General features: G+C 70.9%; 7 protein-coding genes and 1 pseudogene. 4 read left to right on the plus strand and 4 right to left on the minus strand.

Annotated features, from left to right (window positions below; all coding sequences use genetic code 11):
- Positions 1 to 16: 16 nt before the first annotated feature.
- The 3 genes from ACOJUJ_RS22300 (at position 17) to ACOJUJ_RS22310 (ending at position 6,515) form a co-directional block, all read left to right on the plus strand.
- Entirely contained in the window at positions 17 to 3,142 is a 3,126-nt protein-coding gene (locus ACOJUJ_RS22300) for a glycosyltransferase family 9 protein (RefSeq protein ID WP_420129125.1), read from the plus strand.
- Between the two features lie 440 nt (positions 3,143 to 3,582).
- A complete protein-coding gene (locus tag ACOJUJ_RS22305; RefSeq protein WP_420129126.1) occupies positions 3,583 to 4,428 on the plus strand; it encodes an FkbM family methyltransferase in 846 nt (281 codons plus the stop codon).
- Positions 4,429 to 4,673: 245 nt separating this feature from the next.
- Positions 4,674 to 6,515, plus strand: coding sequence for a glycosyltransferase family 9 protein (locus ACOJUJ_RS22310; RefSeq protein WP_420129127.1), 1,842 nt, complete (start codon positions 4,674 to 4,676; stop codon positions 6,513 to 6,515).
- Positions 6,516 to 7,050: 535 nt separating this feature from the next.
- Here ACOJUJ_RS22310 and ACOJUJ_RS22315 read toward each other — a convergent pair.
- The gene (locus ACOJUJ_RS22315) at positions 7,051 to 7,830 is read right to left on the minus strand and encodes a LytR/AlgR family response regulator transcription factor (RefSeq protein ID WP_420129128.1); all 780 of its coding nucleotides are present in this window, start codon (positions 7,828 to 7,830) and stop codon (positions 7,051 to 7,053) included.
- Complete coding sequence (locus tag ACOJUJ_RS22320; protein ID WP_420129129.1) at positions 7,827 to 10,160, minus strand: histidine kinase; 2,334 nt, start codon at positions 10,158 to 10,160, stop codon at positions 7,827 to 7,829. Before ACOJUJ_RS22320 ends, ACOJUJ_RS22315 begins: the two co-directional genes overlap by 4 nt.
- A gap of 385 nt (positions 10,161 to 10,545) precedes the next feature.
- Between ACOJUJ_RS22320 and ACOJUJ_RS22325 the strand changes: the two genes are divergently transcribed.
- A complete protein-coding gene (locus tag ACOJUJ_RS22325; RefSeq protein WP_420129130.1) occupies positions 10,546 to 11,613 on the plus strand; it encodes a carboxypeptidase-like regulatory domain-containing protein in 1,068 nt (355 codons plus the stop codon).
- Positions 11,614 to 11,750: 137 nt separating this feature from the next.
- Here the strand turns inward: ACOJUJ_RS22325 and ACOJUJ_RS22330 are convergent, their stop codons facing one another.
- Complete coding sequence (locus ACOJUJ_RS22330) at positions 11,751 to 12,782, minus strand: SMP-30/gluconolactonase/LRE family protein (RefSeq protein ID WP_420129131.1); 1,032 nt, start codon at positions 12,780 to 12,782, stop codon at positions 11,751 to 11,753.
- A 441-nt stretch (positions 12,783 to 13,223) separates the two neighbouring features.
- A pseudogene (locus ACOJUJ_RS22335) lies at positions 13,224 to 13,339 on the minus strand (IS110 family transposase); the annotation flags it as partial.

Raw genomic sequence — 13,339 nt, forward strand, 5'->3', positions numbered from 1 at the left:
GCACCGCCCCTTCCTCGTGCTACGCCCCGTGTCCATGCCACGGGCGCTGGTAGCCGCCGCCGCCGGCCTCGGCGACGTCCTGCGCGCCACGCCGCTGGTGCGGGTGCTGGCGGGGCTGGGCTACGACGTGGACCTGCTGGTGGCGCCGGACTACGCGGGCGTGGCCGCACTGCTGAGGGGCGCGCCGGAGATCCGCCGCCTGTTCGTCACCGCCAACCCGGCGCCCGTGCGGGGGATGCAGCCGGCCGCGCCGCGCCTGGAAGGGCTGGCGGACACGCGCTACGACGTGGCGGTGTTCACGTACTGGGCGCGGCGGCTGCGCGGCGGCGTACACGCGGCGCGGACGCTGGAGTTCGATGCCGCGCAGTGGATGACGGCGGGGGACAGCGCGTGCGTGGAGCGGATGGCGCGCGCGCTGGGGTGGACGGAGGCGATCCCCGCCCCGTTGGCGGTGGCCTCCGGGCGCGTGTTCGACGACCTGGCGCCGGGGACGATCGCCCTGCACCCCGGCTGCAAGGCGGGGTGGCCATGGAAAAAGTGGCACGGCTTTCCGGAGCTGGCGGCGGAGTTTCCGCACGTCGTGCTCGTGGGCGGGGAGGAAGACCGGCGGACGGACGGCACCTACTTTCGCCGCCCGTACGAATGGCCGGCGCACGTGCGCGACTTTACTGGCGCGCTGTCGCTGCCGGACACGGCGGCGCTGCTGGCGGGGTGCGCGGCGCTGGTCTCCAACGACTCCGGGCTGATGCACCTGGGCGTGGCGCTGGGCATCCCGGTCTTCGGGGTGTTCGGCATCACCTCGCCCGCGCGGGAGGCGATCCCCGCGCCCAACATGCTGCCGGTCACACGCGGACTGGACTGCGAGGCGGCCTGCCGCCGCGAACGCTGGGGCCGCCGCGACTGCCATCGCCACCTGGAGTGCCTGCGCACCCTCACCGGCCGCGACGTGGCGGACCGCGTCCGCGCCGCGCTGGCGCATCCCGGGATCGCATCCACCGCGGACGGCGGCATCGCCCGCTCCCCAACGGCCGTCGACATCATCCGCCCCGTGACGGTTGGGGAGGATGGAGACGCCGCGGCGCAGCGGACCGGCGCGCCGCACATCCATCGATCCACCGAAGCGGCACCCGCGGCCGCGGCGGAATCCGCATCCCGCGCCGGGATGGAACCGGGCGGGCACATCCACGGAATCTCACCCTCGCGACCGATGAGCGAGCTGTCGCTGACCTACCACGGCTACGTTTCCGACCACTCCGGCTACGGGCACGCGGCCCGCGCCTACGTCCACGCGCTGCACCGCGCGGGCGTGCGCGTGTCGGTGGTCGACCTGGCGCGGCGGCGCCACATCCCGCCGGACCCGCTGGTGGCCAAACTGGCGGGGACGGGTGCGGACGCCGACATCCACCTGTTCCACGGCATCCCTGCGCAGTGGGGGCGGCTGGCGTTTCCGCTGCGCAACGCGGTGGGGATGACGGTGTGGGAGACGGACACCATGCCGTCGCAGTGGCGCAACGCGCTGAACCACGTGCGGGACGTGTGGCTTCCCTGCGCGGCCAACGTGGAGGCCTTTGCGCGCGAGCTGGAGCCGCCGGTCTTCTGCCTTCCGCACGCCGTGTTTCCACCGGTGGTGAAGGGGGCGATCCCCGCGCCGGAGCGGTTCCTGGGGGTGGATGGGGACGCGTTCGTGTTCTACGCCGTCTTCGAGTGGCAGGACCGCAAGGGCCCGCGTGAGACGCTGGACGCGTACCTGTCCGCCTTTTCCGCCGCCGACCGCACGGTGCTGGTCCTCAAGACCGGCACGGGAGCGGATGACGCCGCGCGCGCCGCGCTGGCCGACGCCCGCGCGCGCCACCGCTCCGACGCGCGGGTGGAGATCCGCGCGGAGGCATGGAGCGAGGCGGGCGTGGAGGCGCTGCACCGCCGCGGCGACTGCTACGTCTCCCTCCATCGCGGCGAAGGGTGGGGCTATCCGCTCTTCGAGGCCGCGTCGCGCGGCAAGGCGGTGGTGGCCACGGGCTACTCCGGGCCGCTGGACTACCTGGACCCCGCCGCGCACGGGCTGGTGCGCTGGACGCCGGAGCCCGTCCGCCAGCCGTACGCCTACTACCATCCCCGCATGTCGTGGGCGATGCCGGACGCGCAGCACGCCGCCGTGCTGATGCGCGCCGCGTACGAGCAGCGCGCGCACTCCGCCCCCCGCACCGCGGAGGCCGGCGCGCGCATCCGCGAGCGCTTTTCGCTGGATGCTGTCGGTGCCGCCGCCAGGACGCGGCTGGAGGAGGTGCTGCAGCGCATCCGCCCCGCCCGCGCCTCCGTGCCCGCCGCCGCCGTCCCCCCCGCCGCGCCGCGAAGCCGCCCCGCCGCCCGGCCAGCCGTGGCGTGGATGGAGGGACCGGTGCCGGTGGAGTGGTACGACCAGGACTACTTTGAGACGGGGAAGAAGAGCAACTGGGACCGCGGCTACTCGTGGGAGGTGTTCGGCGGCCTCTTTCGCGAGACGGCGGCGTACCTCACCGAACTTCTTCCCGACGCAACGCGCTGGATGGACGCGGGATGCGCGCGCGGCCTGCTCGTGCGCGCGCTGCGGGAGCGGGGTGCGGAGGCGTGGGGGGTGGATGGCAGCCCGTGGTCCATCGAGCACGCGGATCCGCTGGCGCGCCCGTACCTGGCCCGCGGCGACGTGGCCACGTACGACCCGGACCGCGACTACGACGTGGTGACCGCCTTCAACCTGCTGGCGCACCTGACGGAGGAGCAGGCGCTCGCCTTTCTGACGCGGATCCGGCCGCGGGTGGGCACCGCGTTGCTGGCGGTGATCCCCACGGTGGCGGAGGGCAAGGAGATGCCCGGCAACCGCGATCCGTCGCACGTGACGCGGCAGACGCGGGCGTGGTGGATGGAGCGCTTTCGCCGCGCGGGGTGGACGCAGGACCCGCTGCACCGCATTGCGGAGCGCGCCTTCCGCGAGCACCCGCTGCCGCGGCGGATGGGGTGGGAGATCTTTCTCTTCGCGCCCGGCCCCGTTGCCGCCACCACGGACACACCCGTAGCTCCGCAGACGAACGGCCGCCGTGTCGCGGTGGAGGCGATCGTGGCGACCGCGCTGCGGCCGATGGCGGAGGCGGCGCATGCGCGGTCGTGATTACGGGTTCGGCAAAAGAACAGGCCTCACACGGAGTCAACGGAGTTAACGGAGTTTTACGCGCCGCTTTCTCGGTCGACGGTGCGAGGGCTGGAGAAGATTGGGGCCTCACGCAGAGTCACCAGAGTTAGCAGAGTTTGCTCGTGCCGGTCCCCCACCGGCACGGTGAAGCCGGATTCCCAGGTGTCGGGTGCGGGTGGGGATGTCGACGAGGCAGGATCTTTTGTAGGGGTGTCGGGAACGGGAAGAAGATGGAATGCGGCAGGGGGCCATCCGCATTTTTTTGAGGAGGGATGCGGATGCCTCGATGGTCGCCGGAACGCATGGAATCAGGCCGATTGCTCCACCTGATGCGCGATCTGGCGAACCATCGGTTGCTACGAAGGCAGAGGTGAGCGGCAGACATCCAACGACATCGATCACCCGAACCGCGCAGGGCCATGGAAGGCAACGACTGCTACAAGTTCTCCACGATCCGCAACTACATCGAGGCCACCGGCGCGCCGCCGGTGCGCGTGGTGGTTGAGGCGGGCGTCAACGTGGGCGACGTAACGCGGCTGGTAAAGGAGTACTTTCCCGAGGCGACCGTCTACGGGCTTGAGGCCGTGCGCGAGCTGGCGGACCAGGCGCGCGCCAGCACCCGTGACCTGACCGGCGTGCGCATTCTGACCCGCGCGCTCACCAGCGAGCACCTGTACGAGGACGACGCCGGCACACGCCCGCGCGAGGAGCCCACCGCGCTGCGCCTGCTGCGCGCCACACCCAACGCCGGCGCGGGATGGATCGGTGGATCGACCATCGTGCCCGGGTCGCACCCACTGGTGGAAGACCCCAGCGTGCGCGGGATGGAGCGCAGCACCCAGCGCGTGCGCCCCATCACGCTCGAGGAGCTGCTGGCCGCCGTCCGCCGCCGCACGGGGACGGACGAGGTGGACATCCTGAAGATGGATTGCGAGCAGTGCGAGCACTCGTCACTGGGGTGCGCCAGCGAGGAGACGCTGCGGAAGATCCGCTTTATCGCGGGCGAGTACCACGGCATTCAGCGCTTCTGGCACGTAATGCGGGACCGGCTGTTCCGCACCCACAAGGTCAGTCTGATCGGCGACTCGTACCTGGGCGCCTTTTTCGCCGAGCGCCGCGACGGCGAGAACGACGGCATCCTGCTGCACGACAACGCCGGGATGCTGGAGCTGCGCCCCTGGCTGTGCGACGAACCCATCGAATGGCACCTGTTCAACGAAGCGTACGTGCTCCCCCACGAGCGTGCCATCCATGCCCTACCCTGAGACGGTGTTGCCCAACGTCACCGGCTCCGTGGAGGGGCGGTGTCATCCCGAGGGAGCGCGCGCCTGTAACTTTATCAGCCGCACAACCTTGCGCGCGACCGAAGGATCTCTGTCGGGTCGCGCGAGGTCCAGCCCCCAGGAGCCGTTCACGTCCTCCAGCCAGGCAGAAAAGGTCCTTCGGCCAGCGCTAACCCTCTGCGTAAAAGCGGTTGCGGAGCGGCGCCTCCCTCGGGAAGCCAACGCTTGTGGACGGTTCAGCAACGCCCTCTGAGGAAGCGGCCACGCCGGGCGCCGGAAAGACCCTGCTGGTGCACCTGGCGTCCGGCATCGGCAACCTGGTGTTCGCCACGCCGCTGCTGGCCGCGCTGGACAAGCTTGGTTACACGGTGGATCTGCTGCTGCACGCGGACTATCCGCAGGCCGCCGACCTCTTTCGCGGCTGGAGCGCCGTCTCCGCCGTGCACGCGGGCCGCTTTCCCCGCGGCCGCGCCTACGACCGGCTGGTGCCCGCGGTGCCGCCGTTCTACTGGAGCCGCCTGGGCGCCATGTACCGCGGCCGCCGCGACGCCCTCGCCCGCCCCGCCGACGCGCTGTTCTACCGCGACGAGCAGGCGTGGTACCTGGCCTTTGCGCACGCGCTGGGCTGGCCCGCCGAGCGCCATCCCGTCTACCGCCTCCCCGTCTCGCCCTCGGACGCGCACGGGATCACGCCGTCTACGCTGGTGATTGCGCCGGGGTGCAAGACGGGCGAGATGGCGGCCAAGCGCTGGCCCCACTTTGCCGCGCTGGCCGAGCGCTTCGACGACGTGGCGGTGGTGGGCACGAAGGCGGACCTGTCGGACGCAGCCGGCCGGCGCATCCATCTTCCCGGCCACGTTCGCTCGCTGGTCGACCGGCTTACGCTGCGCGAAACGGCCGAGGCGCTGGCCGCCGCCGGCGTCGTCGTGGCGAACGACAGCGGGCTGGGCCACGTGGCCGGGGCCGTGGGCGCGCAGACGGTGCTGCTGTTCGGCCCCACGTCCGAGCGCGTGCTGGGCCAATTCCCCTCGAACGTCACCGTGCTGCGCGCCGGACTGCCGTGTGAGCCGTGCTGGACCACCGCCCGCCTTCGCGCCTGCGCCGGCCGTATCGACTGCCTGCGCGAGCTCCCGGTCGAGCGCGTCGAAGCCGAAGTCCGCCACCGCCTCCTCGGCCCCGCGCCCGAAGCGTCGGCATCGAGGCGATCGCTGCCGATCATCGACATCATCCCCGCATCCGTTGCCGTGTCGTGTGAGACGGTGGGTCCTGACGCGCCGACGAAAGACGAGATGATGGTCGCTTCAACGGCGGCATCCGCATCAGCCTCTGCCGCGCCGCGGATCCAGGTGCGGGAGATGCCGCTGGTCTCCTGCCTGATGCCGACGGCGGATCGCCGCGTCTTTGTCCCGCACGCCATCGAGCTGTTTCTGCGGCAGGATTACGGGCACCGTGAGCTGGTGATCGTGGATGATGGAGATGATTCGGTCGCCGACCTGGTGCCGCGCGATCCCCGCATCCGCTACCACCGCACCGCGCGCCAGCGGACGATCGGCGGCAAGCGGAACCTGGCGTGCTCGCTGGCGCGCGGCGAGCTGCTGGCCCACTGGGACGATGACGACTGGGCGGCGGATGACCGGCTGACGCGGCAGGTGGATGCCTTGCGGGCGAGCGGCGCGGATGCGTGCGGGCTGTCGGTGGTGCGCTTCTTCGATCCGCGGCAGGGGCGCGCGTGGGAGTACCGGTGGAAGGATGCGGCGCGCCCCTGGCTGCACGGCGCCACGCTGCTCTACCGCCGCGTCCTGTGGGAGCGGCACCCGTTCCCGGAGTTGCGCGTGGGCGAGGACACGCGCTGGGTGTGGTCGCTGCCGTCCGGCGCCGTCCACGCGATCGAGGATTCGGGCTGGTTCGCCGGCCTGGTGCACGCGCACAACACCAGCCCCAAGCAGACGCGTGGCAGCCACTGGCACCACCTGCCGCTCACCGTCATCCAGTCCGCCCTGGGCGCCGACTGGGCCTTCTACGCCGCCCTCGCCGCCCCCGAGCCCGAGCCCGAGCCGGCGACTGTTTGAATTGAAGGGGGCTCACTGTCATCCTGAGGGAGCGCACACCCGTAACTTCCGTGACCACAGAAGCGTGCGCGCGACCGAAGGATCTCTCTCGGGTCGCGCCAGGCCCAGCCTTCGGGAGCCGTTCAACTCCCTCAGCAAGGCCGATTACAGATGTTTACGGCGGAGCAGGTCGCAGGCCAGCGGAGGGCACACAACGTAGCAGCCCCCTCGGCCGATCCCCGAACGCAAGACTCGGAGCGCGCGGAGAATCCATCTCCACGTCCGCCTGAGACCGAAATCCTCATGCCAAATCCGGCAAAACACCTCACCTCCAGTCCGACTACTGAAAACAGAGGTCAGGGTAGAGAGGAACAGAGAACAGCCAGAGGAACAGAGGAGGAATGCGGATCTCCTCTGTTCCTCTGGCGGTTCCCGGTTCCTCTGTACCTTCCGATGTTGTTTTTCCGGATTCGGTATCAGGCAGTTCCCCGCTTCCTCTGCGTGCCAAGTCTTCGTGTGGATTCGGTATCAGACCAGGGGTTTTGACGGATTGGCATCAGCCGGAGAAGAAGACCTTTTCCCGCAGCTGGTTGCGGTAGCCGCGGCTGCACGTCACCTCCGTGCCGTCGTCCAGGATCACGGTGTACTCGGCGCGGGAGAGCGGCTCCACGGCGGCGATGCGCGACAGGCTCACGATGGCGGAGCGGTGGATGCGGACGAAGCGTGCGGGATCCAGCAGCGTGGACTCCAGGTCGCCAATGGACTGGCGCATCAGCCGGTCGCCCTGCAGAAGGTGCAGCCGCACGTAGCTCCCCTCCGCCTCGATCCAGCGGATGTCCTCCACCCGCACCACCTGGTAGCGCTCCCCCGCGCGAATGGCGAAGACTTCCGGGTAGGTGCCGCCGCGCGCGTCCCGCAGAAACGCCTCCAGCGCGTGCAGGCGCACGTCCTCGCGCGGCTCCGCGGCCCGCAGCTGTCTGCGCGCGCGCTCCACGGCCGCGAACAGCCGCTCTTCGTCGTACGGCTTGAGCAGGTAGTCCAGGGCGTGCGCCTCGAACGCGCGCAACGCGTGCTCCTCGTACGCGGTGATGAAGATCACCAGCGGCATGGCATCGGCCCCGATCGCCTGCAGCACGCCGAAGCCGGAGACTTCGGGCATCTGGATGTCGAGAAAGACGACGTCCGGCGCGTCTTCGCGGATGCGCGTGATGGCCTGCGCGCCGCTCCCGCACTCGCCCAGGATCTCCACGTCCGGCAGCGTCTGCAGCAGGCGCCGCACCTCGGCCCGCGCCGGCGGCTCGTCGTCCACGATCAGCACGCGGATCCGCTCGCTCATCCCCGCTCCGCCAGCGCAACGGTGAGATCGGCATCCATCCGCACCCCGGCGACCGGCTCACCGGACAAAACGGGGCGCTCGGAAAAGGGGATCCGGACGGAGGCGCGGGCGCCGCCCCCGGGCCCCGCGGCCAGTTCGAACGCGTGGTCGCCGCCGTACAGCTGGCGCAGCCGCTGCCGCACGTTGGCCAGGCCGGTGCCGGTGCCGTCCGCGGCGGGCGCGTGCGCCAGACCCACGCCGTCGTCCGCCACTTCCAGCTCCAGCCAGCACCCGGCGCGGCGGGCGGAAAGGACCACGCGGCCGGTGCCCTCGCGCGGGCGCAGGCCGTGCTTGACCGCGTTTTCCACCAGCGGCTGCACGAGCAGGTGCGGCACCCGCGCGCCCAGCGTGGCGGGATCTACCTGGTAGTCGATGCGCAGCGCGTCGCCAAAGCGGGCCTGCTCGATCTCCATGTACAGGCGGACGAACTCCACCTCTTCCGCCACCGTGACCTCCTGCAGGCTGGCGCTCCCCAGCACGCGCCGCAGCAGCGCGGACAGGTGCCCCACCACGCGCCGCGCCTCGTCCACGCGCACGTGCATGAGCGACGACACGGTGTTGAGCGCGTTGAAGAGGAAGTGCGGATTGAGTTCCGCCTTGAGCGCCTGCAGCTCCGCCCCCGTCCGCGACAGCTCGCTCTGCCACAGCAGCGAGCGCAGCCGCAGCTCAGAGATGCGCCGCGCGTGGTACTCGCGCGCGTAGATGAACCCGTGCGCGATCCCCGCCAGGGGTGGATACACGGCCAGGTCGCCCCACTCCCAGTACGGGCTGAAGCCGATGTACACGCCTCCCCCCTCCACCACCAGCCGCTGAAAGGGGATGTAGGCCACCGCGTTCAGCAGCGCCACCGCCACCGCGCCCAGCAGGTGCACGGCCAGGCGGCCGCGCCACTCGCCCCTGCGAAAGGGAAAGCGGGTGGAGAGCACGCGGGCCGCCAGCGCCATCGATCCCCACCAGAGCGCCGCGTACGCACCCATCCCGCCCACGTATACCCACGCCGGTGCCGTCAGCACCACCGACCCGTCCCGCACCTGCAGATACGCCGCGTAGACGGTGAGCAGCGTATAGAAGAGGAGAAACGCGCCGTACGTTCCCAGCTCCAGCCCCCTGCCCACCGCCGGCTCGCGCCGTTCCGCGACCGGCGCCGCGGTGGTGCGGGAGCCCGGCACGTCCGCCGAGCTGGAGGCAGGCGCCGGCCGCGGCTCCACCGGCGGAGGCTCGGACGCGCACCGCTGCTCCAGCCGCACACCTCCGCCACTCCGTGGCGCGCGGCGAAACGCGTATCCGCGGGAAACGCCGTCTGAATCCACCGTATCCACCGTCTCCCCGAACGGCACCCCGGGCGCATCCACCCGCAGCAGCACGTCCGCCCCCTCCGGCGCGGCGGAGATCCGGATACGCGGCGGACCGGCCGCATCATCTCCCACGGCCTGGTAGACCATGGTCACCAGCGACAGGTGCGGCACGGGCATTTCCAGCGCGTCGCCGGCGATCTCCCACTCCACCTGCAGCCCCGGGCGCCGCAGCGCCTCCACCCGAAGCACCTCGCGGACGAACTCCACCTCCTGCTCCAGCCGCACCGTCTCCAGGCGCGCGTGCGCCAGCGTGCGCCGCAGCACCGAGCTAAGGCCCAGCAGCAGCCGCTTGGCCGCCGCCACGTCGCGCGCGAGCAGGTCGCCAATGCGTTCCAGCGTGCCGGTGAGAAAGCGGGGGCTCCACTCCATCCGCAGCGCCCGGACCTGCGCGCGCATGCGGTCCGCCGTGCTCTCCGCCATCTCGCCGCGCAGCCGCAGCGCCTCCCGCTCCTGCGCGTGGTGCCGCTCGCCGTACAGCATGCCGTGCGCAAACACGGTGTAGACGCCAAACTCAAAGGTGCGGTGGACGTAGAACATCCACCCGCCCGCGGCGAACGGCTGCGGCAGCTTCGCCAGCCAGGCCAGCGCGTGCAGCCCGGCCAGCACCGCCACGCAAAAGGCGGCGTGCCGCCCCGGCCGGTGCCAGAGCGGCCAGCGGCGGCTGGTGAAGAACGCCGCCAGCGGATACATGGCCGCCCCCGCGAGGTGCGGCACCACCGCCCAGGTCGGCGCCTGCACGGGAACCCCGCCGTCCGCGCGCTGCGGAACCATCGTCACTCCGAATCCGCCGCGCAGCACCTCCGACACCGCCACCCACAGCACCAGCAGCAGCTGCACCCGCTCGAACGCGCTCAGCCGCACGCGTCCCCGCCACCAACCCGGCGAAAGCGACGGAATGTCGTCGGAGGAGAGACGCGGAGCCGGAGCGTGGGGCATTCGGCGACGATCCAGGGCTGCGGCGGGGGCAAGATGGGCGACGCCCGAAGATTACACCCGGGTCGCGTTTCCGTAAGGGGCACAGCGGGTTGCGCGGGATCGGCGGGGCGGGTTCTGGCGCGTTTCTCGGCCCGCGGAAGGTCTCCACGCGGGGAGCGGGTGTCCGCTGGACCGGCGGATTTCACCATTCGTCGGCCGGATGTCGCGATCCGGATCATCGACCCGCCGCGAGGTGCCCGGCGCGTGTAGACTTGGGCCATCGAACACGCCGACGCGCCCCGCGATTCCGGGAGCGTCTTTCCACATCGCCCGGCCGCGTCTTCCCGTCATCCACACGGACGCCGCCCGGCTGCCAAGTCCCTCGCTTCACCGATCCGGAGTCCTCGTGCACACCCTGCCCTGCCCCGCTTTCCGCCGTGCCGTCCGCGCGGCCGTCGCGCTCCTCGTCCTGCTGGGCGCCGCGCCAGCCGCCGCGGCCCAGACGGGGCTCGGATCGGCGGAGGGCGTCGCGCGCACCGCGGCGGACGGCGAGCCCCTGGCGCTGCTCCTCGTCCACCTGCTCCCCGCCGCCACGCCCGGCGCCGCCCCGCGCGACGCGGTGACCGACGCGCAAGGCCGCTTTCGCTTCGATTCCGTCCCCGCCGGCGAGTACCGGCTGCAGGTGGAGCAGATTGGATACGAGCGGACGCAGTCTCCCGTGCTGCGCGTGCGGGCGGGGGAAACCCTCTTTCACGAGATCCGCAGCGCCGCGCGCCCCGTGCTGCTGGAGGCCATTACCGTCGTGGGCGGGCAGTGCCTGACGGCGGACCGGCTGGCCGAAGACCCGGAGCTGGCCGTGCTGTGGAACGAGGCGCGGAAGGGCGTGCAGACGCGGCGCGCGTTCGATCTGCAGTATCGCTACGCGCGGGTGATGCGGCAGGACGTCGCCACCCGCTGGCGCATCCGGGGCACCACGCGCCGCGTCGAGCAGGACACCCTGGTCAGCGAGCCGGACTCGGTGACGCTCCGCGAGCAGCGCCGGCACGCGCTGCACCGCCAGGCCGGCTACCTGGAGGGCGAGCGGCTGCACCTGCCGTACGAAACCGAGCTGCTGGACGATGCGTTCCTGCGCGACCACTGCCTGGAGCCCTCGTTCGAGGAAGCGGAAGGCACGTACGTGCTGCGCTTTCGCCCCGTGCGCCCCCGGCGCGACGGCGCCGACGTGCGCGGCGCCATCCACGTGGATGCGGAGGGCTTCGGCATCCGGCGGCTGGAGTTCGAGTACCTGCGCGGCGGCCGCCCCTTCGCCACGTCGTACCTGGAGTATGAGAACCTGAACGTCGCCGGAAGCACGCTGCGGCTCCCGGTGCGCGGCGGCGCGGCCATCCGCACCTCAGGCGTGGGTCGGATGGCCGCACTGGGTGCCACGGCCACGCTCGCCTACCAGTATGGCGGCTTTGAGCGGGTCAGGTAACAAAGGATGGAGTACAGAGGAGCAGAGACGCAAAGAGAGATACAGAGGAAACCCTCGTTCAGGCCTCTGAATCTCTCCTTGGAACCCCTGTTCCTCTGTACTCCATCCTCTGTTGCGGATCCAGCCAAGCCACGAAGCTACTGCAGCGGCACGAACGCAAGGCCGTTGTTGGGGTTCATCGGGATCACCAGCTGGTTGGCGCCCGCGTCATAGCACATCGACGCCGCGGCGGGAATGTTGCGGGCGATGAGCTCGGCGGGCGCGCCGGGGCGGATGCGCGAAACCCCGCCCAGCGTGACGCTGCTCACGTACTTGGTCCCGTCCGGCATGATCACCAGGCCGTCGCTCCCCGGCTGCGCCGCGTTCTCCGTCCGCACCAGCTGGCCGGCGGGCGAGAACGTCAGCACTTCGGCGTTGCCCACGTTCACGACGACGACGTTGCCCCGCGGATCGAGGGCGATGCCGTTGGGCTGCCGCAGCGGCGCACCCTGCGCGAAAACGGACGCCGTGCCGTCCGGCGCGATCTTCCACACCCGCCACGTCGCCGGGTTGGGGTTGTCGCCAAAGTCGCCCGTCGCCGTGGCGTAGATCGTCCCATCCCCCGCCACCTCGATGTCGTTGAGGAAGGGCGCGCCGTCCACGCGGATCTCCCCCGCCGGCGCCCCGGTGCGAAGGTCGAAGCGCCGGATGACGGCGACGCTCGGGTTGTCCGCACCGGTGCCCCCGTCGCGGTCGGCCACGTACAGCACACCGCCGGCAATGTCGCTGCCGAACGGCTCGTTCAGCACCAGCGGCGGCGTCAGATTCGCCCGCTCGGCCGGGCCCTGCACCCCGATCCACCGCGCCGTGTGCACCGACCCGTCGTGGTTGATGAACGAGACAAAGGCGTCGTTGGTGCGAACGTTCTGCGGAACACCCCGGTTGGGCACCACGATCACCCCGCGCTCCGCGTCGTACGAACAGCTCTCCGCGGAGAAGATGGCCCCGTAGACCTTCACGTTCGACGACATCGCCTCGAACTCGCGCCCCGGCGTGGCGGCGGCCGGCAGCCCGAGCGGATTCCCCACCGAGTACGGCCGCAGGCTATCCGGCTGCTGTGCGGCCACCGGGGCAGCGAGAAGGCTGATCGCCAGACCGGCCGCCCCACCGAGGGATCCTGCTCGTAGCATCTGCGCTCTCCTGAAATGTCGTCGTTGCCGTTCGTGCGCTCAGCGGGAACGCAACGCGCTCCCGCAGCGTCATGGAGACGTGCCGGAAATTCGCCCGGGAGCCATCAGCGCGCCAGCCTGGCAAGGGATCTCGCCGCTTCGACAGCGCCTCCACCCCTGAGGGGATGTCATGAACTCGGACGAAAAGACCACGCGCAGTCATCCTGAGGGAGCGCCACGCGTAACCTTTCATCGGACAGACGCTTGCGCGCGACCGAAGGACCTTCTCGCGGCGTGCTTGAACCCGGCCGAAGCGGCCAGGGCGTACTCGACCGGGGCGGAACCGGACAGTTTGGAGCGGCGTGTCGGCGTTCAAGCCGTCGTACAGAAGGTCCTTCGGTCGCGCACAAACGGTTCGGTGACCGCAGGTTCCACGAGGTGCGCTCCCTCAGCAACTGTGTCTCAGGCCTTGGTCGCGAGAGCCGGATTCCAAGGTGTGTTGGTGCGCGCCATCGTGTTCAGGATCACCACCAGCTTCCGCAGGCACGCGATCATCGCGACCTTGTACGGCTTCCCTC

The organism is Longimicrobium sp., assembly GCF_048594345.1.
GTDB lineage: Bacteria > Gemmatimonadota > Gemmatimonadetes > Longimicrobiales > Longimicrobiaceae > Longimicrobium.

Coding starts and splice junctions, on each gene's coding strand:
- ACOJUJ_RS22320 (WP_420129129.1), bottom strand. CDS start 10,160: ATGCCCCACGCTCCGGCTCCGCGTCTCTCCTCCGACGACATTCCGTCG.
- ACOJUJ_RS22330 (WP_420129131.1), bottom strand. CDS start 12,782: ATGCTACGAGCAGGATCCCTCGGTGGGGCGGCCGGTCTGGCGATCAGC.
- ACOJUJ_RS22305 (WP_420129126.1), top strand. CDS start 3,583: ATGGAAGGCAACGACTGCTACAAGTTCTCCACGATCCGCAACTACATC.
- ACOJUJ_RS22315 (WP_420129128.1), bottom strand. CDS start 7,830: ATGAGCGAGCGGATCCGCGTGCTGATCGTGGACGACGAGCCGCCGGCG.